Consider the following 22,530-nt stretch of genomic DNA (forward strand, 5'->3'; position numbering starts at 1 on the left):
CGTGGCAATTTTGCGCTGATGCGACGAAGCAATCCAGAGCTATCCACGGATGCATTTCTGGATTGCGTCGCTTCGCTCGCAATGGCGGAGATGTTGCCTCAGTGCGTCACCAGCGGGCAGCCGCCCTTGTCGAGTGGGCGGAAGGCTTCGTCGCCGGGAACGGTGGCGATTAGCTTGTAGAGATCCCACTCGCCCTTGGACTCCTCGGGCTTCTTCACCTCGAACAGATACATGTCATGGACCATGCGGCCGTCGATGCGGATCTTGCCGTTCCTGGCGAAGAAGTCGTTGACCGGCGTGGCGCGCATCTGCGCCATCACCTTCGGCGCCTCGTCGGTCTTGGTCGCCTCGATCGCCTTCAGATAGTGCATGGTCGCCGAATAGAGGCCGGCCTGGATCATCGTCGGCATGTGGCCGACCTTCTCGTTGAAGCGCTTCGAGAAGGCGCGCGTCTCGTCGTTCATGTCCCAGTAAAAGGCGTCGGTGACGATCAGGCCCTGCGTCGCCTTGATGCCGAGCGAATGCGTGTCGGTGATCTCCTGCAAGAGCGCGATCATCTTCTGGCCGCCTTGCACCAGGCCGAACTCGGCCGCCTGCTTCAGCGCGTTGGTGGTGTCGCCGCCGGCATTGGCGAGCGCGACCACCTTGGCCTTGGAGGCCTGGGCCTGCAGCAGGAAGGAGGAGAAGTCCGACGAATTCAGCGGATGCCGGACCTCGCCGAGCACCTTGCCGCCGCTCTCCTTGACGACATTGGCGGCGTCGCGCTGCAGCGCCATGCCGAAGGCGTAGTCGGCGGTGACGAAGAACCAGGTGTCCTCGCCGCGCTTCACCATCGCCTTGCCGGCGACGTTCGACAGCGCATAGGTGTCGTAGGTCCAGTGCACCGTATTGGGCGAGCAGGCGGGCCCGGTGATGTCGGACGAGCCGCCGCCGGAATTGATGTTGATCTTGTTCTTCTCGCGCGTCAGCGCCGAGATCGGCAGCGCCACTGACGAAGTGGGGACGTCAAAGATCGCGTCGACCTTGTCGTTGTCGTACCAGTTGCGGGCGATGTTGACGCCGACATCGGGCTTGTTCTGGTGATCGGCGGCGACCACCTGCACCGGCTTGCCGGCGACCTTGGCGCCGTAATCGGCGACCGCCATTTCCACGGCGGCGAGCGAGCCCTTGCCGGTCGCGTCCGCATAGAGGCTCGACATGTCCGTGAGCACGCCGATCTTGACGACGTCGTCTGAAATCTGCGCCTGCGTCGCGCCGGATGTAGCGGCGAGGGCGAGACCGGCCGCAACCGCGGCGATGAGTTTTTGCATGTTGTTTTTCTCCCTGTGTGTTGTTGTTAGGGCGTTGTTGCGGGGACCGTTTTAGCGACAATCGGTCGCGGTCGCAAAGCCCGGGATGCGCGAGGAGGGTTGAGAAATAAGTAGGGGCCTGCGGTGTTTCTTCCCTCTCCCCTTGTGGGCTAAGGCGTGCACACATCTCAAAAACGGAATCTAATACAGGGACTTAGATGACCCCAGGTTTCGGAACCGCCCAAAGAGCGGTCGGTCAGCTATCATTGAAAAGACTTGCGCTTTCCATTGGTGCTGACCAACGGCCGAAAGATGTGTGCACGCCTTAGCCCCTTGTGGGAGAGGGTGGCTCGCCGCGATAGCGGCGAGACGGGTGAGGGGTCTCTGTCCGCGAGTCCAACTCTCAATTGAGTGTGCGGACAGATACCCCTCATCCGGCGCTTCGCGCCACCTTCTCCCACAAGGGGAGAAGGAAGAAGGTCAACAGCCGCTTACACGCCGCCGCCCTTGAGCCGCTCGTTGCGTCGGCGCAAGCCTTCCAGGGTCGCGAGGAGGATGACCGACACCGTCGTCAAGATCACCGCCGCCGCCGTGATGGTCGGGCTGATGTTCTCGCGGATGCCGCTGAACATTTCGCGCGGCAGGGTGCGCTGCTCGGGACCTGCCATGAACAGCACAATCACCACCTCATCGAAGCTGGTCGCGAAGGCGAACAGCGCACCCGACGCCAGGCCGGGCAGGATCAGCGGCAGGATCACGCGGCGGAACGCCTCAAGCGGCGAGGCGCCGAGCGAGGCGGCGGCGCGTGCCAGATTGGTGTCGAAGCTTTGCAGCGTTGCGCCGACCGTGATCACCACAAAGGGCGCCGCCAGCGCGGTGTGGGCCAGAATCAAGCCGAGATAGCTGCCGGTCAGTCCGATCGGCGCGAAGAAGAAATACAGGCCGACCGCGGTGATGACGCCGGGCACGACGACCGGCGACAGCACGAAAGCCAGCACGAGCGGCTTGAACCGGCTCTTCCACTGCGCCAGCCCGAGCGCGGCCAGCGTGCCAAGGACCATCGACAGCAGGGTCGAGGCTACCCCAATGATCATGCTGTTCTTCAGCGAATTCATCCAGCGCGGCGAATTGATGAAGTCGTCGTACCAGCGCAAGGAAAGGCCCGGCAGCGGATAGGTGAGGTACGAGCCCGAGCTGAATGACAGCGGCATGATCGCAAGGATTGGCGCGATCAGGAAGATGAACACCAGCGTTGAGATGACGATGGTCGCGATCCACGCGATGCGCTGGCTGGACGTGCGGAGGAAAGAATTATCGCTCAATTCTTCATTCCTCCCGTGACCTGCTGTCCCTGCACCAGCTTGCCGTAGACGAGAGCGAGCAACAGAGTGGCCAGCAGCAGCACCGCACCCAGCGCGGAAGCGAGGCCCCAGTTGGCGGTCTCGGTGGTGTAGAGCGCGATGAAATAGCTGATCATCTGGTCGGCGGCGCCCCCGACGAGAGCCGGTGTGATGTAGTATCCGAGCGCCAGGATGAAGACGAGCAGGCTTCCCGCGCCGATGCCGGGCAGGGTCTGAGGCAGGTAGATCCGCAGGAAGGCGGTGAGTGGTGGCGCACCGAGCGAGGCGGCAGCACGCATGTAGGCCGGCGAGATCGCCTTCATGCTGCTGTACAGCGGCAGGATCATGAACGGCAGGAGGACGTGGGTCATGGCCACGCAGACACCGAAGCGGTTGTAGATCAGGCGTAACGGCTCGTCGATGATGCCAAGCCAGTGCAGGCTGTCGTTCACGACGCCTTTGCTCTGCAACAGCACGATCCAGGCGCAGGTGCGGACCAGAAGTGACGTCCAGAACGGCAGCAGGACGAAGATCATCAGCAGGTTCGACCGGCCGGGCGGCAGCGTCGCCAGCAGGTAAGCGACCGGGAAGCCAAGGATCAGGCAGAGTACGGTGACACTGATGCTGATGAGGAAGGTGCGCGCGAACACGTCGCGGTAGATGGCCTGATCCGGCGGAGCTGCGATGATGGCGCCATCCACATTCCGCGTCAGGTCGAGGGCCGCCAGGAGGTAGAAGCCGGTCACAGGACCACTGGCATCCTTGATCGTGGTCCAGGTGGTGCGCTCGCGCCAGGCCGGGTTGATCTTGCCAAGTGTCTCCCTGGCCGTGCCGGGCTCCGGCACCGCCTTGAGATTGCGTGCGGTGCTGGTGAGGATCGTGCGAAAACCGTTCAGTGCGTAGTTGAGACGTTTGGCTGCGATGGCGACGGTGCCGGAGGCGCGCGCCGCCAGGATATCGCTTGCCAGTGCTGCGTAGGCTTTCTCGTCCGGCAGGTCCTTGCCGTTCCAAGTCGCGAGAGCAGCGATGGTTTGAGGCAGAACCCGACGCACCTCCCGGTCATCGACCGACCGCCAGAGCATGCCGGCGATCGGGCCTGCAAAGGTGAAGAGCAGGAAGACGAGAAGCGGCAGGACCAGCGCCAATGCCTTGACCTGGCGTGTCCGTTCCGCACGCCTCAATCGGCGCTTGAGCGGCACCTCGGTCGTGGGATCAGCGCCGGTCAGAGACGCTGTCGTCATGGCATGAGCCTCTTTGACCGGATATCCTTCGCCGATTCTGGGAGAGGGATCGCATATGGCGTTTCGGAGCAGTCTGAGCGCGCGCCCCGTCCTTCGAGACGACCGCTTCGCGGTCTCGTCAGGATGAGGCTCATTGAGACCGACGCCTGTACAGTCGCTGCCACAGACTCAGACCTCATCCTGAGGGCCCGCCGTAGGCGGGCGTCTCGAAGGATGCGCCGCAGGCGAGCTATCCGCCACGCTTTTCCCTCTGTCTGCGCGGCACGCCATTTTGCGGTCGCCCGCTATTTCGCGGCCCATTTGTTGAAGCGCTCGGTCAGGCGGTCGATGTTCTCGAGCCAGAAGGCAACGTTGATCTCGACCGCGTTCTTGATGTTGTCAGGCGCGGTCGGCAGGTCCTTCAGAACGGCGGGCTGCAACCGGCCGGCTGCGTCCTTGTTCGAAGTGCCATAGGCAATGTTCTCCGACAGTTTTGACTGGTTCTCCGCCTTGCCCGCGAAGTCCAGGAACTTGTAGGCGGCGTCCTTGTTCGGGCTCCCCTTCAGGATGACCCAACTGTCGAGGGTGAAGAGCGCTCCGTCCCACACCATGCCGAAATTCTTCTTGTCGTTCTTGTTCGCGGTGTCGATGCGGCCATTGTAGACAGAGGTCATGGCCACTTCCCCGGAAGCGAGCAATTGCGGCGGCTGGGCGCCGGCCTTCCACCAGACGATATCGCCCTTGATGGTGTCCAGCTTCCTGAACGCGCGATCGATGCCTTCGTCGGTCGCCAGCATCTTGTAGACGTCCTTCGGTGCGACGCCGTCGGCCATCAGGGCGATCTCCAGCGTGGTCTTCGGGCCCTGACGCAAAGCGCGCTTGCCCGGAATCTTCTTGGTGTCGAAGAAGTCGGCCCAGCCGCCCGGGGCTTCCTTCAGCTTGTCCTTGTCGTAGCCGAGAACGAAATCGTAGAGGATGGCACCGACGCCGCAGGGATTGACTGACGGCGGTATATAGGCGGCCTCGCCGCCGATTTTGGAATAATCCATCTTCTCGAACAGGCCTTCCTCGCAGCCGACCGCCAGTTCGTCGCTCTCGACCTGGACGACGTCCCATGTGGCGGCACCACCCTGCACCTTGGCGCGCAACACGCCGACGCCGCCGTCCCAGGACTCGTCGTTCATCGCAACACCGGCCGCCTTCTTGAACGGCTCGAAATAGACCTTCTTCTGGGCATCCTGATACGCACCACCCCACGACACGACGGTGAGGTCACGCGCCTGCGCGACCGTGGCCAGCGCAGCGCTGGCGCTGAACGCCGCGGCGAACCCCAGAGCAATCTTGCCAGTCTTGCGCTTCAGCATGGTCTTTGTTCCTTCTTCACGTGCGTTGCGTTGAGATTGATCGATGCGGGTCCGCTTGCGTCGGATCAGACGGGATCGAGGGCCAGGCAGTCCTCCGGGCGGAAGGTGATGAAGACACTCTCGCCGTGTCCCAGGCTGTCATGCGACCCCGGTTGAAGCTTGACCATGAACTCCCCGTTGCCGGCGACATCGAGCACGGCCAGCGCGTGGTCGCCGAGATAGATCGTGTTCCGCACCTTGGCCGCCAGTCGGTTCGGTCCGTCGCTGGAGGCGCCATCAGGGATAATGACGATCCGCTCCGGCCGCACCGACAGGGAGGTCAATGCACCCGCGCCTGATACATTGACCACCCGTGCGGTCACGGCGCCGCCACCAGCCAGCGCGACGCGGCAATAGTCCCTGTCGACCGACTCGACGGTGCCCGCCAGCACATTGTTCTCGCCGATGAAGTGGGCGACGAAGCTGTTCACCGGATGCTCGTACAGCGCGTCGGGCCTGTCGATCTGCTGCACGATGCCGTCGTTGAACACAGCGATGCGGTCCGACATGGTGAGTGCCTCACTCTGATCGTGGGTGACGTAGACGACTGTGATGCCCATCGTCTCATGCAGCTGCTTGATCTCCAACTGCATCTGCTCCCGCAGGCGTTTGTCCAGAGCGCCCAGGGGCTCGTCCATCAGCACGAGTTGCGGATTGAAAACCAGCGCGCGGGCCAGCGCCACGCGCTGCTGCTGACCGCCTGACAGCTGCCCGGGCCGCCGATGCCCCAGGGTTTCCATCTTGATCATGCGCAAAGCCGCGTTGACGCGTTCCTGCGCTTCGGCCTTGTTCGTCTTCCGAACGGAGAGCGGGAAGGCGATATTCTCCGCGATCGTCAGGTGCGGAAACAAGGCATAGTTCTGGAAGACCATGCCGATGTCGCGCTTGTGCGGCGGCACGTTCTTGATCGGCCGGTCGGAGAGGTAGATCTCGCCATGGGTCGGAACCTCGAAGCCAGCCAACATCATCAGCGTGGTCGTCTTGCCCGAGCCCGACGGACCGAGCAGGGTGATGAACTCGCCCTTCCTGATGTCGAGATCGAGGTTCCTCACCACGAGGTGCTCGCCATCATAGGTCTTCTGAATGCCGGAAAAGCGCACCAGTGCCGGCGCAGGGGTGACCATGCCGGCTTCCATGTTGTCCTCGCGTTATCAGCTATAGTGCTGTCAGCACCTCGTCCGAGGTTGCGAAGAACAGCTTAGCATCCCCCGACGAGAATGCCAGCGGTGCAAGCGACGCGCGCGGGCCCGGCGGGTCAGGACGTGCTACATCCCCGACAGCTTGCTCACATACACGTTGAGCGAGCCGCCGGCTTCCGCGGTCACGCGCAGCGTCTTGGAATCGAAGGCGATGTCGGCGAGGGTCAGGCTGTCGATCTTGGCCTCGACCTTGAGTCCGTCCTCGCTCTTCTGGTAGTCGGCGATCGCTGCTGCGATCTTCTCGCGCGCATTGGCGGCGATCGGCTTGAGATCGAGCGCCGCCTTCTGCACCAATGCCTGCTGCATCTGCGGCACCACCGCGCGTGCGGCCGCGCCGAGCAGGCCGAAGGCGGCCTCGGACTCCACCGCGAGCTGGATGTCGGCAAGCCGCAGCGTCTGCTGCGCCTGGTCGAGCATCGGCCGGCCCCAGATGTGCACGGTCGCTTCCGCGCCGAGGCCGAGCCAGCTCTTCTTCTCCTTGGCGCGCACCAGCAGCGAGATCAGCAGCCGGTCGCCGGATGGGACCACGTTGACGCTCTTGACGGTGACGTCCACCGGGCCGGAGCCGTCCTCGGGATAGGTGTGGCCGACCATCTGTGCCGCGATCAGCTTGTTGATCTCGGTGAAGGGCACGTCGATCGGCACGCCGATGTTCACGCCGGTGCCGGTCGGCGGCACGATCGAGATCTTGTCGGGGAACGGACAGTCCGGCTTGGTCTGCTTCGAGGTGACGCGCGTCTCGGCCTCGAGGCCCATCAGCAGCGTCACGGCCTGCGCGTCGACGCGCGGCTGCGCCGCGATCGCGCGCACCGGCTTCATCTCGAGCCAGAGCGGCGGCAACGCGGCCGAGGAGCCCGAGCCTTGCAGCGGGATCGAGCGGCAGGCCTTGGCCCATTGCGCCTTTGCATTCTCCCGTAGCGAGGGATCGTTGCGGATGCGCTCGGAGACGGCGTTGATCTGCTCGCCGACGGTCTTGTCGATCAGCGGCTTCACCTGCGCCGGCACGTTGACCTTGGCGCCGGCGACCGAGAGGTTGGTGTCGCCGAGATTGACCTGGGCGCCGAGATTAGGCTCGAGGTGCCAGTTGGCCGCGAGCTTCGGGCGCGAGGTGACGACGACGTTGCCCTTGATCTCGGCGCTGGCGTTCAGGTTCTTGATGTTGACGGCGCCGATTTGTTTCGCCGCGTTGCCACCGAGCACGCTGCCGAGCGCCTCGCCGAGTGCGCCGGTGGCTTTGGACGACAGCGAGCCCGTCACGTTCAGCTTGCCGGAGAGCGGCGTCGACAGGGTCAGCGCGTCCTTGTCGCCGGCAGCCGACATCGGCCCGCGCACGGCGGACCAGCCGATGTCGGCGTCCTGCAGGATTTGCGAAATCGGATTCTCGGCCTTCCCCGCGAAATTGCGCGGCGCTGCCTTCTCGGCCTGTTCGCGGATCGCCGATAGTGCGATCGCAACCGGCGCCACCACGATCGAGTTCTTCGCGACCGGCGGCAGCGGCGGCAATTGCGCGACCGGCGGCGCCGTCGTCGTCGCGCGCGGCGACAGCCAGTCCATCGCCTTCAGGCTGATGAAAAACGACGCCGCGAGCACCGCCACGGCGATCAGGACAGTCTTCAAGTTCAGCGTCAGTCGCATCAATCCCCCAAGCGGCCCAGTGCCGGAAGTCTACAGGGCAGGCGAGAGAGGCGCTAGAGCGCACCGGTGGGGTGGAATTGGGGCGAATGGGTTAACGGCTGCGAACGCGCCGTTGCTGCGTAGCCGTCACCGCAGGGCTGCGCGCCTGGGACGGCGGACCGCTCTCACATTGCCGCGACTGCCGCCACCGCAGAAGAAGCGATCGCCGCCATCGGACTCCAATCCTGAAACCATCGTCCCGGCGGGCAGGTCGAGCTGCTCGAGCACTTTTCCGGTTTCGGGATCGATCCGCCGCACGTCGCTTTCCTCGCCTTCCCAGGTGCCATGCCAGAGTTCGCCGTCGACCCAGGTGACGCCAGTCACGAAGCGCTTGCTTTCGATGGTGCGGAGAACCTTTCCCGTCTCCGGATCGACCTGATGGATCTTGCGCTCGCGATATTGACCGACCCAAAGCGAACCCTCCGCCCAGGCCAATCCGGAATCGCCGCCGCCGCCGGGCGCCGGGATGGTAGTGAGCACCTTGCCGGTGGCGGCGTCGATCTTCTGGATGCGATCCTCCGCGATCTGGAACAGGTGCCGGCCGTCGAATGCCGTCCCCGCATGCGCGGCGACATCGATCGAGCGCGCGATCTTCCCGTCGGCCGGATCGACCGCATTCAGCTTGTCGCCGGATGCGAACCAGACATGGGTGCCGTCATAGGTGACGCCATGCACGGCTTCGACGCCTGCAAAAGGCCCGTACTCCTGGATGATTTCGGCGGCGGAACGTTTCATCTGCTCGATCCCTGTGAGGTGATCCACCCTAGCCCTTCAGAAGCGGTCCGGGGAGTAACAAGCCTGTCGGGAAACCCGGGACGGGCAGCGTCATCCAGCGCCGTGCCCGGCCATGTCCGAACGACTGCACCTTGTTCGATCGCGCCAGCTCTTCGAGAGCCCGCTGCACCGTGCGCGCGCTCGTGCCAAGCGCGAGCGCGAGCGCCGAGCTCGACCACGGCTCGCCATCGGACAGCAAGGCGAGGACATTGGCGTGCTTCTCCTCGACCGGCCGCGCCAGCACGATGACGTCTCGCGTCTTGCGCGGCGCCAGCGCAAAACCCTGCTTCGTCGCGCTGACATCGGCCAGCGGCTTGAGCTTGGCGCGAAGCCGTCCGATCTCGACCCGCAACCGCGCGCGGTGGGATTCATCGACGTGCTTCGCTCGAAACGCGCCGGCGATCAGCGTCTCTCGCGAGACATCCGCGGGCCATGCCTGCGCCAGGAGACGGGCGAGCGCGAACAGCACCGGCCGCGTTCCGAGCGACACGACAACGACTTGCCTGCGCACGACATGATGGAAGGTGTCCAGGACGAGCGCTGTCGAAGTCGCCAGTCTTTCGACCTCCCCGAGCAACAACGGGTGCTCGCTGCCGCGCGCGATCAGGCGCGCCGCGGGCGTGTCGAGGATGAGCTTCGTGCTGTCGACTTCGGCGGCCAGTGCCGGGATCCCGGCCAGCCGCGCTGCGCGCGCCGCCCGGTCGAGCGCCGCGCGCGCGGTTTCCGTCCTGAGCCGTCGTATCGCAATGCCCGCGACCACGAGCTCGCGGGCGACCTGCGATGCAGGTGGGAGCGGTGTGGTACTGACCTCGGCCAGCGTGCGCTCGGCGTCGTCGAGTTGCCCGACGAGGAGAAGACGGCGTGCCTCGATGTGACCCGCGTGGGCCGCGTTGGCGAGATCGCCGTGCTTTTCGAGCGTTGCCCGCGCGGCCGCGAGTGTCCTTACCGGCCAGCCCAGGTCGCGTGAGACCAGCGCGATCTCGGCCTCGGCCACCACGCATCTTGCGCGCGCCACGGCCTCTCTCGGACCGAAGGCGCGTGCGGCGCTCCGCAGCAGCGCCTTCGCCTTGGCGAGATCGCCGAGCTGTGCCATCGCGATGCCGCGCAGCGCCAGCGAAGGTGCATCGTTGCGCAACGCCACGCGGTTGAGAGCGCCGAGCGGATCGCCGGCCTCGAGTGCACGCGCTGCCGCCGTGATCAGCGACTCCATTCAAATCCCGCCACACTTGTTACTCCCACCGCGCAACTGTCCGGTGCCAGAAAGAGTTTACGGCCGACAATGTGCGGTGAGGGGCGAACGGTTCCGCGTCTGTCGTAGCGCGACGCGGAACGGCCGCCCAGGCAAGAGGTTTGGAGAGCCATCATGACATCAGTAGAAAACGCAGGGACTAACGGACAGAGCGCCATGCAAACACCCCCGGTGGTGTCGCCGCAGGACTGGGAAGCCGCCCGCCAGCAACTGCTTGTGAAGGAAAAGGCGCATACCCGTGCCCGCGACGCTCTGGCCGCCGAGCGCCGGCGCATGCCGTGGATGGAGGTCACCAAAACCTATGCGTTCGAGGGGCCCGGCGGCAAGATCAGTTTGCCCGACCTGTTCCAGGGCCGGCGGCAGCTGATCGTCTACCGGGCCTTCTTCGAGCCGGGCGTGTTCGGCTGGCCCGATCACGCCTGCCGCGGCTGCTCCATGGTGGCCGACCAGGTCGCCCATGTCGCCCACCTGAATGCCCGCGATACCACGCTCGTGTTCGCCTCGCGCGCGCCGCAGGCCGACATCATCAGGCTGAAGCAGCGGATGGGATGGACCATGCCATGGGTCACCATCACGGACAGCTTTGACGCCGACTTCGGCGTGGACGAATGGCACGGGACGAACGTGTTCTACCGCGACGGCGACCGCATCTTCCGCACCTACTTCGTCAAGAGCCGGGGCGACGAGCAGATGGGCGGCACCTGGAACTACCTCGACATCACGCCGCTCGGCCGGCAGGAGGTCTGGGAGGATTCGCCGAAGGGCTATCCGCAGACGCCGACCTACAAATGGTGGAACTGGCACGACAGCTACACGGAAGGTGCCGCGCCCGACAAGAAGTGGGTCGAGATCTCGGACGCCGGCGAAAAGGCTTTTCGCGAGGAGGCGGCGGAAGGCCGTGACTAGTCCCGCCGGCGTGGCCACTGGCGTGAGCCGCGATGGCGTGGTGGCCGCGCGCCACCTCGCCAGATGGCTTGCGCTAGCGGCCACGCCGACCTTCGCGATCATGGCCGTGGTGACGGCCATGCTCGGCAACGGCGCGGCGGACATGCTGTGTACCGCCGGGCACGGGTCTGTGCTCGGCGGGATGGTGCCGATGTATCTGCTGATGAGCGCGTTTCATGCATCGGCGTGGTTGAGGCTGATCTCGGAGTGGCGAGGTGCGGCCGGCTGAACGCGGTCTGCGTCATGCCCGCCTCGTCCTTCGAGACGCCGCTGACGCGGCTCCTCAGGATGAGGCTCAATGGGCATCCGCTGGTTACGGTCGACATGTCGAAGTGGAGGTCTCTCTTCGAACTCGGAGCCTCACACTCCGCCCTCATCCTGAGGGCCCGCCAAAGGCGGGCGTCTCGAAGGATGATGCGACCCGCGCTTTGCCAATTCACGCAGTTCAGCAAAATCGTCGCGCATGAACGCTTCCTTCTTGGCGCGATTCCATTTCTTGAGTTTACGTTCGCATTCGATTGCGTCGGTGATCCTGTCGAACCATTGCGAGAAGACCAGCGTCACGGGTCTGCGCGACTTGGTGTAGCCGCCGAATGTGCCGGCGTTGTGCTGGACGATCCTGATTTCAAGTTCGGTTCGCGTCGTTCCGATGTAGTAGCTGCCATCGGCACATCTGAGAATGTAGAGGTACGCGCCATCGGTCATCGTGCCCGCCTCGTCCTTCGAGACGCGCGCAAGAGCGCGCTCCTCAGGATGAGGCTAACTGGCATTCGTGTCCGGCTGCAAGCGTGAAGCTGCACACTCCACCCTCATCCTGAGGGCCCGCCAAAGGCGGGCGTCTCGAAGGACGCGCCACGGACTCAAACAAAACGACCTCGGTTTTGCCGAGGCCGTTTGTATCTCAGTCCTGCCTGTCGTTCAGCGCGTCGCGCCGCCGAGATCCGCTCTCCGCTCCGTCATCGGCAGCACGATCACCTTGGTACCGACATTGACGCGGGAGTAGAGGTCGGAGACGTCGTCATTGGTCAGGCGGATGCAGCCGGAGGAGACGTGCTTGCCGATGGTGTCGGGGGCGTTGGTGCCGTGGATGCGGTAGATGGTGCCGCCGAGATACATGGCGCGGGCCCCTAACGGGTTGCCGGGGCCGCCGGCCATGTGGCGCGGCAGATAGGGCTGGCGGGCGATCATTTCCGGCGGCGGGGTCCAGTCCGGCCACTCGGCCTTCCTGGTCACCGACTGGGTGCCGGACCAGGTGAAGCCGTCGCGGCCGACGCCGATGCCGTAGCGCATCGCCTGGCCGTTGCCGAGCATGTAATAGAGATAGGTGTTGGGGGTATCGATGATGATGGTGCCGGGCGCCTCACGCGTCGCGTAGGAGACGGTCTGGCGGCGGAAGCGGGCCGGCATCTCGACCGCATCCTGATCCTCGGAAGGAGCGGCCTGGTAAGTCGTTGCCTGGTAGGGCTGGATCGGCTGCGGCGCGGCCATCGGCGGCAGCGGCTGGAAAAAGGGGAATAGCTGCACGGGCGCGGCCTTCGCCGGGCCGGCGAATGCCACCGCGGTAATAGCCACTGCAGTGAACGCAACGGCGCGCGAATACGTCTTGAACGTGTCCAGATTGAACATTTGATCGCCCCTGTTTGCGCGGTGTTTCTTGGTCACCCCGGCACCGTTTCGGTGCTCGTTACGTAGATCACTAACGGCAATAAGTTTCGGGACGTTTGCGCGGAAAATCGAAAACGGCTTCGTCGCGGCAAGGATTGTTTCATGACAGTTTCGTGGCCTTGCCAGCCCGTTAACGAACAAAACGGGCTGCCGACATTTCTGTGACGTCACACGCCTGAAATATCCGTGGTTGATGGTCGAAAGCCGAGAATCATCAAACTCTCGGGATTTCCCCATGCGGGTATTAATCGCGACTGACGCCTGGCATCCGCAGGTCAACGGTGTGGTGCGGACGCTGACCTCGCTCGCGGGCGCTGCCAAGGCGCTCGACGTCGAGATCGACTTCCTCAACCCGGACGGCTTTCGGTCATGGCCGCTGCCGACCTATCCGGGCCTGCGCATCGCGCTGCCTACGGATAAGGAGATCGCGCGGCGGATCGAGAAGGCCGCGCCGGAAGCCTTGCACATCGCGACCGAAGGCCCGATCGGCTGGGCCGCGCGCGCCTATTGCCGCCGCAACCGGTTCGCTTTTACGACGTCCTATACGACGCGTTTTCCCGAATACGTCTCCGTGCGAACCGGCATCCCGGTCGCCGTCGGCTATGCCGTGCTGCGCCACTTCCACGATGCCGCCGCCATGACCATGGTGGCGACGCCGTCGCTGCGGCAGGAGCTCTCCGAGCGCGGCTTCAAGCGGCTGGGATTCTGGACGCGCGGCGTCAATACCGAGCTGTTCCATCCTGATTCTCCGGCAACGCTCGATCTGCCGCGGCCGATCTTCATGACGATGGGGCGCGTGGCGGTGGAGAAGAATCTCGAAGCATTCCTGTCGCTCGATCTGCCCGGCACCAAGGTCGTCGTCGGCGACGGCCCGCAGAAGACGCAGCTCGAAAAGAAGTATCCGGGCGCCGTCTTCCTCGGCGAGAAGAAGGGCGCGGATCTCACCGCGCATCTCGCCGCCGCCGACGTGTTCGTGTTTCCGAGCCTGACCGACACGTTCGGCGTGGTGCAGCTCGAGGCGCTCGCCTGCGGCACGCCGGTTGCGGCCTTTCCGGTGACGGGTCCGAAGGACGTCATTGCCGATCACCCGATCGGCGCGATCGACCACGATCTGCGCACCGCGTGCCTCCGCGCACTGACCATGTCGCGCGAGACCTGCCGCAATTTCGCGCTGGAGCGCTCCTGGGAGAACAGCGCGCGCCAGTTCGTCGGAAACCTGACGTCACTTCAGCCCAGCCGCATTCTGCGCGCCTCGCCGGTCATGGCGCGGCGGCCGGTGCGCGGTTGATCCTCACCGTTCTGAACCACAGCGAGAACCTCACCGATGGCTAAGATCATGAACCTTGACGGCACCCAGCAGCTTGACCTCACCCGTGGCACGGTCGAGCAGGCCTATGACCGCTGGGCGCCGGTCTACGACCTCGTGTTCGGCGGCGTGTTCGCCAAGGGCCGGCAGGCCGCGATCGCGGCCACCAACAAGATCGGCGGCCGTGTGCTCGAGGTCGGGGTCGGCACCGGCATCTCGCTGCCGATGTACGCGCCGCATCTGCGCATCTTCGGCACCGACATTTCGGAAGCGATGCTCGACAAGGCGCGCCAGCGGGTCACCGACGGTAAGCTGAAGAATGTCGAGGGCCTCGCGGCGATGGACGCCGAGAAGCTCGAATTCCCCGACAATTCCTTCGACGTCGTGATGGCGCAATATGTCGTCACCGCCGTGCCCAATCCGGAAACGGCGCTCGACGAATTCGCCCGCGTGCTGCGCCCGGGCGGCGAGCTGATCATCCTGACCCGCGTCAGCGCCGATGCCGGCATGCGCCGCTTCATCGAGCAGAAGCTCCAGCCGGTGGTGCGTCCGCTCGGCTTCCGCACCGCCGAGTTCGCCTGGTCGCGTTACGCCAAATGGCTGGCCGGCGCCGACGGCATCGAGCTCGCCGAGCGTCGCCTGATTCCGCCGCTCGGCCATTTCTCGCTGGTGCGCTTCCGCAAGGTCGACGTCGCCAAGGCGGCTTGAGCAAGCGTTGCCCCTCATGGTGAGGAGGCGCGCAAGCGCCGCCTCGAACCATGAAGGCCCGACTGTCACCAGGCCGGCCTCGCCCTTCGAGACGCTTGCTTCGCAAGCTCCTCAGGGTGAGGGGAGAGAGTAACCCATGCGTCATCGCGCCGCTGCGCATCGTCACATGACGAAATGATGATGTCACACGGCGTACATCGAATCTCGGTAAATCCTGAACCCGAAAGCATTTGGGGGAGAGCATGATCAAGAATTATCTCGAGCAGCTGCGGATCCAGCGCTGGGACGACCATCGCTACTATCACCACAGCCGCATCAATCAGAGCCTGCACTTCGTCAGCGCGCTGAGCTTCCTGTTCGCCTATGTCTGGCTGTTCGTCGATCCCATGATCTCCGCGCTGGTCGGCTGGCTGGTCTCGATGACCTCGCGCCAGGCCGGTCACTTCTTCTTCGAGCCGCATGATTACGACCACGTCAACCAGGCCACGCACGAGCACAAGGAAGAGATCAAGGTCGGCTACAACCTTCAGCGCAAGGTGGTGCTGATGTCGATCTGGGCGGCATCGCCGCTGGTGCTGTTCGTCGATCCCACGCTGTTCGGGCTGTTCACGCCCTGGGCGGGCGCGACCGATTTCATGCGCCAGGTTGCCAAGATCTGGCTCGTGGTCGGCGGCGGCGGTCTGCTTTTCCGTACCGTGCATCTGTTTTTCATTCGCGACGTCAAGACCGGTCTCGTCTGGATGACCAAGATCCTGACCGATCCCTTCCACGACCTGATGCTCTATCGCAGCGCTCCGCTGGCCCTGATGCGCGGCGAGCTGATGGACCCCGGCCTGCACCTCAACCCCGAGCACACGCTGGGTCTCATCGGCGAGCCCACGCTTGAGGAGCAGCACGCCTGATCCGGCCGCCCAGACCACGAATGTCTATTATTTGCGTCATGCCCGGGCTTGTCCCGGGCATCCACGTCTTGGAACTTTCGCGCCGAGACGCGTGGATGGCCGGGACAGGCCCGGCCATGACGGCGTTGGAGGAATTGGCCTCAGCGCCCGAAGCGCTTGGCCAGCATCTCTTTCAGGATCTGCCGCTTGATGCTTTTGTTGGTGAGCACGCCATCGTGCCACCAGAAGCCGTCGGCCTTCATCTTCTCGGCCGCGCGGACGAAGCGCTCGGCGACCTCGGTGAAATCGGCGTCGGTGTAGTTGAGGCTGAAGATCAGCCGTCCGGTGCCGACCCAGCTCAGCGCCAGGCCCTCGGCGCGCAGATAATATTGCAGCATCCAATTGTAGCGGGACGGCGTGGTGTATTTCACCGTCCAGATCGACGAGAAGTTGGCCAACCGCACCGGCAGGTCGGCATCGGTCATCATCTGGTTGAGCTTTTGCGCGCGGCCGTTCCAGGTCGCCTCCAGGTGGTCATAGATGGCGCGGAAGTTCGGGCTGGCGAGGCGGCTCAGGAACTCGTCCATCGCCGTCATGACGTAGGGGTGCGAGTTGAAAGTGCCGCGGGCGAAGCAGACGTCGGCAGGGCGGTCGTCGCGGAAACGGCGCATCAGCTCGCGTCTGCCGCAGACCACGCCGACAGGCAGGCCGCCGGCGAGGCTCTTGCCGTAGGTCACCATGTCGGCGCGGACGCCAAAGTATTCCTGGGCGCCGCCGGCGGCGAGGCGGAAGCCGACGAAGACCTCGTCGAAGATCAGCACGATGCCGCGCTCGGTGCAGACCTCGCGCAGCTTCTTCAGCCACTCGGTGTAGGCCGCGCGGTCGAAATTGCCACCGCGGGAGCTGTCGACCAGCGCGGAATCGCCGGGCGCATTGGCATTCGGATGCAGCGCCTGGAGCGGATTGACCAGCACGCAGGCGATATCTTTGCGCGTGCGCAGCACGTGCAGCGTCTTCTCCGACATCTCGGCGAGGGTGTAGGTCTCGTGCGCGGGAAGCGGATTGCCGACGCCGGGTTGCACGTCGCCCCACCAGCCGTGATAGGCGCCGGCGAAGCGGACGAGATGCGTGCGCTTGGTGTGGTAGCGCGCGAGCCGCACCGCCTGCATCACGGCTTCGGTGCCGGACATGTGGAAGGAAACTTCGTCGAGACCCGAGATCTGGCAGAGCCGGGTCACGTTGTCGAGGATGACGGGATGGTAGGGGCCAAGCACCGGCCCGAGCGCATGCGCCCGCTTCTCGGAGCCCTCGATGCACTCCTTGTAGAAGTCGTTGCCGAAGATGTTGACGCCGTAGGACCCCGTGAGATCGTAGGAGGTGTTGCCGTCGACATCGGTGACGGTGACGCCGCGCGAGGACTCCATGAAGGTCGAGGTGCCCAGCTGCTCGCGGACGAGACGCGAGAACTGGAACGGCACGCGGTAGGCTTCGGTGAAGTGCAGGTCGGAGATCTTTTCCGCCGCCTCTTTCGTCATCGCGCGGCCTTTCGGGTAGCGCTCGGCGTAGAGGCTTGCGAGGCGGAAGAAGGCCTCCTTACGCTGCGTCACCACATTCGCCGGCGCGCCGTCGCAGCCGAAATACTTGTCGCCTTCGAACTCGTAGAACGGGAGCAGCTTGGCCACCCGGCGCGACATCTTGGAGTGCCCGGCGAGCGACCGGTGCTTGGCGCGGGACAGCTCAATCCGCGCTTTGAGCTTCGGGAAGGCGGCGGCAGCGGACGCTGCGGCGGCCACGGAAAATGAGAGAATCGGGAGTGTCGTTTCCATGACAACAAGCGCTAATACTGCGAGCTGACAGATTCATGACAGTCAAAGCCCTCATCGCCTGTTTCACCCAGCAGGAAGACCTCAATTTCCTGTTGACCAACCGCATCCCCCGCGCGGCGCTGACCCGCTTCATGGGCTGGTTCTCCAAGATCAAGAACCCGCTCATTCGGGACGGCTCCATCGCTCTGTGGAAGCTGTTTTCCGACCTCGATTTGACGGAGGCGCGCAAGACTCATTTCAGGAGCCTGCACGACTGCTTCACCCGGGAGCTGAAGCCCGGCCTGCGGCCGTTCGATCCGGATCCGTCGATCGTGGCCAGCCCCTCGGACGGTATCGTCGGCGCCCATGGCCGCATCGCCGATACCGAGCTGTTCCAGGTCAAGGGCGCGCCCTATTCGCTGCTCGACCTGCTCGGCGATTCCGCGCTGGTCAATCAGCACCGCAACGGCTCCTTCGTCACGCTGCGGCTGACCTCGAGCATGTATCACCGCTTCCATGCGCCCTTCGATGCGCATATCGAGCGCGTCACGCTGATCCATGGCGATGTCTGGAACGTCAATCCGATCGCGTTGAAGCGGGTCGAGCGCTTGTTCTGCAAGAACGAGCGCGCGGTGATCCGCACGCACCTTGCGACCGGCGAGGCCGTGACGCTGGTGCCGGTCGCCGCGATCCTGGTCGCAAGCATACGCCTGCATTTCCTCGACATGGTGCTGAATGCGCAGACGCGCGGCCCGGTCAATTTTCCCTGCAACGTCCAGGTGGCCAAAGGCGAGGAGCTCGGCTGGTTCGAGCATGGCTCGACCATCATCATCCTCGCGCCGGGCGATTTCACGTTCTGCGACGGAATCGGAGAGGGCAGCCGTGTTCGCGCAGGTCAAGCGCTGTTGAAGAGAAACTAGCCTTCAATCCGCCGCGCCCGCCGCCTATATGGTGGGCGGGGACGATCGACACGGATTTGGTGATGGCACGGGCGCCGGTCATGGCGGCGGGTGGTATTGTGCTGCGGCGTGGGGCGCCGCCGCTGATCGCCGTCGTGCGCCAGCGCAAGCGTAACGAATGGGTTTTGCCCAAGGGCAAGCTCGATGACGGCGAGACGCCGAAACAGGCAGCGCATCGCGAGGTGCTGGAAGAGACCGGCCACCACGTCGCCATCCACGAATTTTTGGGCACGCTCGTCTATCAGTCGGGCGGCCGCTCCAAGGTCGTGCATTTCTGGCGCATGGAGGCCGAGGGCGGTCCCGTCCGCAAGCTGATGAGCGACATCAAGGCGATCGACTGGCTGACGCTGGAGGACGCGCTCGCGCGCCTGTCGCGCGAATATGAGCGCGCGTTCCTGACCCAGACCGGCCCGATCGCGATCGCAGCCGCCGGCCTCGCGGCGGCTGATGCGGAAGCCACACCGCGGCTAGCGACCGACGATGTCGACGTCGCCATGCAGGCGCTGACATCGACCGAAGCCGCCACGGTCGACGAGCCGCGTCATGGCCTGTTGCAGAAGGTGAGGGTGTGGCTGCGCGGCGAGGCGTGAGTTCTCTTCTTCACCTCGCCCCGCTTGCGGCAGGGCAATCGCATATGAAAAAAACGGGCGGGAGCTCGCCTGCGGCCATCCTTCGAGACGCCCGCCTGCGGCGGGCCCTCAGGATGAGGTCGCGTTTCGCGGAGAGATATCAGACCCTCGCATGGGCGGGGCGACGTTCAAACGCCAGGTCCCTGGGGCCGGCGTCGTCACATCGTCATGGCCGGGCCGTCCCGGCCATCCACGCCTTGATGCGCGGTACGAAGAACGTGGATGTCCGGGACAAGCCCGGGCATGACGAGTGATTGTGTACGTCGCGGCGGGTGACGCCTTCGGCATCAGCTCACGCGCTTCCAGATCTGGCCGCCGCAGAACATGCCGCCGAAGGCGCAGCCCTGAACACGCATCGCGTTCGGTCCCTTCATCGCGATCGTCGAATCGTAGTTGCGGCCGGAGTCGGGGTCGTGGATGCGGCCGCTCCACTTCGAGCCCTCAGGCTTCATGTTGATCAAGATCCGCTCATTGGTCTTCTCTGCATAGCCGCACAGGCTGGTGCCGCACTGTTCGACGCGGACATTGCCCTTGTTCTCTTCGCTCGCCCACACGCCGATCGGCGTGCTGGCGGCCGGCGCAGGCGCGGTGGCCATCGGAGCCGGAGCGGGCGCCGGAGCAATCGCGACCGGCGCGGGCGCAGCAACGGGCGCCGTCTGCATCGTGTTGTCGTAGGCGGCGGCCGGAGCAGCGGTGATTGTCGCGGCCGGGGCGGCGGGAGCAGGAGCGGCGGACGCAGCCGGCGCGGTCGCCTGCACCGGCGCCTGCTGCACGGGAGCCGGCGCGGGCTGCGCAGTCGTGGCCGGAGCCGGCGTGGTGTCGATGTCATCGTCCTTCGAACCGCCAAGGCCGTTGAGGTTGATGTTGTTCAGCTTGATCGGCTTGTCCGACAGACCCGGCGCGACGATGGTCACGCAGTTGAGCGAGGCGCAGTTGCGCGGCGTCTCGATGCGGATGTGCTGGCCTTCGATCTGGAACGAGATCGAATTGCCGGCATGCGCGGCGGTGGTCGAAGCGAGGAAGAGCGCGGTGGCGGCGATGGTGAGCTTGTTCATGACAACCTCCGAAAATTGCGTGGTGCCGATATGGACTGAAGTCGCTGGTGGATGAAGCCGGGTTCGACCCTAGGCCTGCTAGGTCCCGCCTTCTGTGATGGACGTCACAAGGGTCCGGCGCCGTCTGGGCGAGGCAGACGATGACGTTGAAAGCCTCCGGCAAGCTCCGTGTCAAAGCCTGCGTGCCTGGCCACTTCTTTTGCTGCGGCAATGACTGGATGCGCGTCGAGGAGCAGCGGGAGAAGCTGATCACGACGTCGCGGCAATGGAGTGCGAGGTCGTAGCGTATCGCGATACAAGCGCAATCTACGAAAAGGGAAGAGCGGCAGCCTTCGATGCGCTTTGATGCGTCGCTAGATCATGCCGAGCACGATGGCGCCGACGAAGGCCATGGCGAGGTACGCGGCGATAACGCTCAATCTTGCAGCGAACGTCATGAGGTCGCTCCCGCTGCTCGCGCGCTCTGCGCGGGAGCAGCATGGTTAACAGAAAGTCTCTTTTCGAAAAAGTCAGCCTTGCTGTCGCTCATCCCGGCGGCATTCTGGCGTGCGCAGGCCGGCATGGTTAAAGAAGGCTGAAATCAACGCGTTGAAGAGTCTTTAAGTAAATTCACCGAACCTGCGTGCATGACGCGCGGAGTTCGTTTGTATCTCGTCGGCTCCATCGTCCTTGTTTCGCTAGCGGGTTGCGGACGCGGCTTCTTCCAGGCCGAACGTGAACCGTGGCGGGCCGAGGCCGAAGCGGCGTGCCTGAAATCGGGCGCGGTGAAAGAGGGGCCAGATCTCGTCCGCATCGACCCGATCTCCGGGCCAGGCATGTGCGGCGCCGAGTTTCCGCTCAAGGTCGCGGCCATCGGCGAAGCCTCGAGCAGCTACGGCTTTGCCGATGAGGAACTGCGCCCGCCGGGGAGCGTCGGCAACCAGCCGCGCTGGCCGGTGACGCAGCCGCGATCGAACTTGCCGCAGAGCCAGAACTATCCGGCCTCCTCCTATCCGCAGCGGTCGAATTATCCCGAGAGCGCGGTGCGTCAGCCCTCCGGCTATGCCGCGCCGTCCGGCCCGGTGTCGTTGAACGCGCCCGGCGTGGCGCCGCAGGACGACGAGATCGACCTGCCGCCCGAGGGCACCGATGCCGCGGGCGCGGCGCGCTACATGAATGCGCCGAGCTATCCGGCGCGGCCGGCACCGTACTCGCAGGCGCCCGTGCAGCAACCGCTGCCGCGTCTTGGTCCGGCGCAGGGCAATCCCGTCACCGCCGTCGGTCCCGTCGCGATCAAGCCGACTGCGACGCTGGCCTGTCCGATCGTCTCCGAGCTGGACCGCTGGCTCGCCGACACCGTGCAGCCATCGGCGATGCGCTGGTTCGGCGCACGCGTCGCCGAGATCAAGCAGATCTCCGCCTATTCCTGTCGCGGCATGAACGGCAATTCGCATGCCCACATTTCCGAGCACGCCTTCGGCAATGCGCTCGACATCGCCGCTTTCGTGCTCGCCGACGGCCGCCGCGTCACCGTAAAAGATGGCTGGCGCGGCATGCCGGAAGAGCAGGGGTTCTTGCGCGACGTGCAGTCGGGCGCGTGCGCGCATTTCACGACGGTGCTCGCGCCGGGCTCCAACGTCTATCATTACGATCACATCCACGTCGACCTGATGCGCCGCGCCAGCCGCCGCCTGATCTGCCAGCCTGCCGCCGTCTCCGGCGAAGAGGTCGCCGGGCGCGCTCAGCAGCGCAACCCCTACGCTGGCCGGCGTGATCCCACCATCACCGGCTCGCTCGGAACGCGCAAGAGCACGACGCGCAAGCAGGAAGAGGACGAGTACGCCGACGATTAAGATGACCGCCGACATCATCCGCTATCTCACCCACCCGCAGGTGCAAATCGATCCCGCCGTGCCGGTGCCGCAATGGGGCCTGAGCCCGGTCGGTCGCGTGCGCACCGAGACGGCGGCACAGGCGAACTGGCTCGCGAACACCACGCAAATTATCTCCAGCGGCGAACGCAAGGCGATCGAGACCGCCGAGATCATTGCAGCCCGGCTCGGCCTCATGATCGAGATCCGCGAGGCCATGCACGAGAACGACCGCTCCGCGACCGGCTTTCTGAAGCCCGTCGAGTTTGAAGCGGTTGCCGATCAGTTTTTCGCGGAGCCGCATCTCAGCGTCCGCGGCTGGGAGCGCGCCGTGGATGCACAGGCGCGCATCGTGCGCGAGGCCGAAACCGTGCTCGCCCGCAACCGTCCGGGCGATGTTCTCTTCGTCGGTCACGGCGCCGTCGGTACGCTGCTGTTCTGCCGCACTGCCGGCCATCCTATCGATCGCGCCTACGATCAGCCCGCCGGCGGCGGCCACGTCTTTGCGTTCACGCGCGAGGCGCGCCAGATCCTGCACAGCTGGCGACGACTGGAAGAGATCGGGACGTAGCTCGGTGA

General features: G+C 64.8%; 23 protein-coding genes. 11 read left to right on the plus strand and 12 right to left on the minus strand.

Annotation, left to right across the window (positions count from 1 at the left end):
• Window positions 1-98: 98 nt before the first annotated feature.
• The 8 genes from IVA80_RS12880 to IVA80_RS12915 form a co-directional block, all read right to left on the minus strand.
• A complete protein-coding gene (locus IVA80_RS12880; protein ID WP_247429972.1) occupies window positions 99-1,310 on the minus strand; it encodes an ABC transporter substrate-binding protein in 1,212 nt (403 codons plus the stop codon).
• 470 nt (window positions 1,311-1,780) lie between these two features.
• Complete coding sequence (locus IVA80_RS12885) at window positions 1,781-2,611, minus strand: ABC transporter permease (RefSeq protein ID WP_247429975.1); 831 nt, start codon at window positions 2,609-2,611, stop codon at window positions 1,781-1,783.
• Window positions 2,608-3,870, minus strand: a complete 1,263-nt coding sequence (locus IVA80_RS12890) for an ABC transporter permease (RefSeq protein WP_247429978.1) — start codon at window positions 3,868-3,870, stop codon at window positions 2,608-2,610. The genes IVA80_RS12885 and IVA80_RS12890 overlap by 4 nt, the downstream gene beginning before the upstream one ends.
• A gap of 284 nt (window positions 3,871-4,154) precedes the next feature.
• A complete protein-coding gene (locus tag IVA80_RS12895; protein ID WP_247429980.1) occupies window positions 4,155-5,213 on the minus strand; it encodes an ABC transporter substrate-binding protein in 1,059 nt (352 codons plus the stop codon).
• 65 nt (window positions 5,214-5,278) lie between these two features.
• A complete protein-coding gene (locus tag IVA80_RS12900) occupies window positions 5,279-6,388 on the minus strand; it encodes an ABC transporter ATP-binding protein (protein WP_247429983.1) in 1,110 nt (369 codons plus the stop codon).
• Between the two features lie 129 nt (window positions 6,389-6,517).
• Window positions 6,518-8,086 carry a DUF4403 family protein gene (locus IVA80_RS12905; protein WP_247429986.1) on the minus strand — a complete coding sequence of 523 codons (1,569 nt, stop codon included), beginning with the start codon at window positions 8,084-8,086 and terminating at the stop codon, window positions 6,518-6,520.
• Window positions 8,087-8,212: 126 nt separating this feature from the next.
• Window positions 8,213-8,860, minus strand: a complete 648-nt coding sequence (locus IVA80_RS12910) for a PQQ-binding-like beta-propeller repeat protein (protein ID WP_247429988.1) — start codon at window positions 8,858-8,860, stop codon at window positions 8,213-8,215.
• 28 nt (window positions 8,861-8,888) lie between these two features.
• The gene (locus IVA80_RS12915) at window positions 8,889-10,109 is read right to left on the minus strand and encodes a helix-turn-helix domain-containing protein (protein WP_247429990.1); all 1,221 of its coding nucleotides are present in this window, start codon (window positions 10,107-10,109) and stop codon (window positions 8,889-8,891) included.
• A gap of 150 nt (window positions 10,110-10,259) precedes the next feature.
• On the opposite strand from IVA80_RS12915, the gene IVA80_RS12920 reads away from it, so the two are divergent.
• A complete protein-coding gene (locus IVA80_RS12920; RefSeq protein ID WP_247430132.1) occupies window positions 10,260-11,054 on the plus strand; it encodes a DUF899 domain-containing protein in 795 nt (264 codons plus the stop codon).
• Window positions 11,047-11,322 carry a hypothetical protein gene (locus IVA80_RS12925; RefSeq protein ID WP_247429993.1) on the plus strand — a complete coding sequence of 92 codons (276 nt, stop codon included), beginning with the start codon at window positions 11,047-11,049 and terminating at the stop codon, window positions 11,320-11,322. Before IVA80_RS12920 ends, IVA80_RS12925 begins: the two co-directional genes overlap by 8 nt.
• A 131-nt stretch (window positions 11,323-11,453) precedes the next feature.
• Here IVA80_RS12925 and IVA80_RS12930 read toward each other — a convergent pair whose 3' ends face one another.
• Window positions 11,454-11,798, minus strand: a complete 345-nt coding sequence (locus IVA80_RS12930; RefSeq protein WP_247429995.1) for a GIY-YIG nuclease family protein — start codon at window positions 11,796-11,798, stop codon at window positions 11,454-11,456.
• A gap of 213 nt (window positions 11,799-12,011) precedes the next feature.
• Window positions 12,012-12,719, minus strand: coding sequence for a L,D-transpeptidase (locus tag IVA80_RS12935; protein WP_247429997.1), 708 nt, complete (start codon window positions 12,717-12,719; stop codon window positions 12,012-12,014).
• 274 nt (window positions 12,720-12,993) lie between these two features.
• Here IVA80_RS12935 and IVA80_RS12940 point away from each other — a divergent pair, with 274 nt between their 5' ends.
• From IVA80_RS12940 to IVA80_RS12950, 3 genes are all read left to right on the plus strand, one after another.
• Window positions 12,994-14,046, plus strand: a complete 1,053-nt coding sequence (locus IVA80_RS12940; protein ID WP_247429999.1) for a glycosyltransferase family 1 protein — start codon at window positions 12,994-12,996, stop codon at window positions 14,044-14,046.
• 36 nt (window positions 14,047-14,082) lie between these two features.
• Window positions 14,083-14,772 carry a methyltransferase domain-containing protein gene (locus IVA80_RS12945; protein ID WP_247430001.1) on the plus strand — a complete coding sequence of 230 codons (690 nt, stop codon included), beginning with the start codon at window positions 14,083-14,085 and terminating at the stop codon, window positions 14,770-14,772.
• Window positions 14,773-15,014: 242 nt separating this feature from the next.
• Window positions 15,015-15,674 (plus strand): hypothetical protein, encoded by a 660-nt coding sequence (locus tag IVA80_RS12950; RefSeq protein WP_247430003.1) that lies wholly within the window; start codon window positions 15,015-15,017, stop codon window positions 15,672-15,674.
• A 140-nt stretch (window positions 15,675-15,814) separates the two neighbouring features.
• Here IVA80_RS12950 and IVA80_RS12955 read toward each other — a convergent pair whose 3' ends face one another.
• Window positions 15,815-17,479, minus strand: coding sequence for an aminotransferase class III-fold pyridoxal phosphate-dependent enzyme (locus IVA80_RS12955; protein WP_247430005.1), 1,665 nt, complete (start codon window positions 17,477-17,479; stop codon window positions 15,815-15,817).
• A gap of 35 nt (window positions 17,480-17,514) precedes the next feature.
• Between IVA80_RS12955 and asd the strand changes: the two genes are divergently transcribed.
• Window positions 17,515-18,378, plus strand: coding sequence for an archaetidylserine decarboxylase (gene asd / locus IVA80_RS12960; RefSeq protein ID WP_247430007.1), 864 nt, complete (start codon window positions 17,515-17,517; stop codon window positions 18,376-18,378).
• Between the two features lie 62 nt (window positions 18,379-18,440).
• Window positions 18,441-19,007, plus strand: coding sequence for an NUDIX hydrolase (locus IVA80_RS12965; RefSeq protein WP_247430009.1), 567 nt, complete (start codon window positions 18,441-18,443; stop codon window positions 19,005-19,007).
• 326 nt (window positions 19,008-19,333) lie between these two features.
• Here IVA80_RS12965 and IVA80_RS12970 read toward each other — a convergent pair whose 3' ends face one another.
• Window positions 19,334-20,101: a DUF2147 domain-containing protein gene (locus tag IVA80_RS12970; protein WP_247430011.1), complete on the minus strand. Its 768-nt coding sequence runs from the start codon at window positions 20,099-20,101 to the stop codon at window positions 19,334-19,336.
• Window positions 20,102-20,241: 140 nt separating this feature from the next.
• Between IVA80_RS12970 and IVA80_RS12975 the strand changes: the two genes are divergently transcribed.
• Genes IVA80_RS12975 through IVA80_RS12990 form a run of 4 tightly spaced genes read left to right on the plus strand, consistent with a single transcriptional unit; the run spans window position 20,242 to window position 22,522 of the window.
• Complete coding sequence (locus tag IVA80_RS12975) at window positions 20,242-20,385, plus strand: hypothetical protein (RefSeq protein ID WP_247430013.1); 144 nt, start codon at window positions 20,242-20,244, stop codon at window positions 20,383-20,385.
• A 51-nt stretch (window positions 20,386-20,436) separates the two neighbouring features.
• Complete coding sequence (locus tag IVA80_RS12980; protein WP_247430015.1) at window positions 20,437-20,679, plus strand: hypothetical protein; 243 nt, start codon at window positions 20,437-20,439, stop codon at window positions 20,677-20,679.
• 48 nt (window positions 20,680-20,727) lie between these two features.
• A complete protein-coding gene (locus IVA80_RS12985; RefSeq protein ID WP_247430017.1) occupies window positions 20,728-21,933 on the plus strand; it encodes an extensin family protein in 1,206 nt (401 codons plus the stop codon).
• Between the two features lies 1 nt (window position 21,934).
• Complete coding sequence (locus IVA80_RS12990) at window positions 21,935-22,522, plus strand: histidine phosphatase family protein (RefSeq protein ID WP_247430019.1); 588 nt, start codon at window positions 21,935-21,937, stop codon at window positions 22,520-22,522.
• The last annotated feature ends 8 nt before the right edge of the window (window positions 22,523-22,530 follow it).

Source organism: Bradyrhizobium sp. 139 (assembly GCF_023074175.1).
In the GTDB taxonomy this organism is placed as follows: Bacteria; Pseudomonadota; Alphaproteobacteria; order Rhizobiales; family Xanthobacteraceae; genus Bradyrhizobium.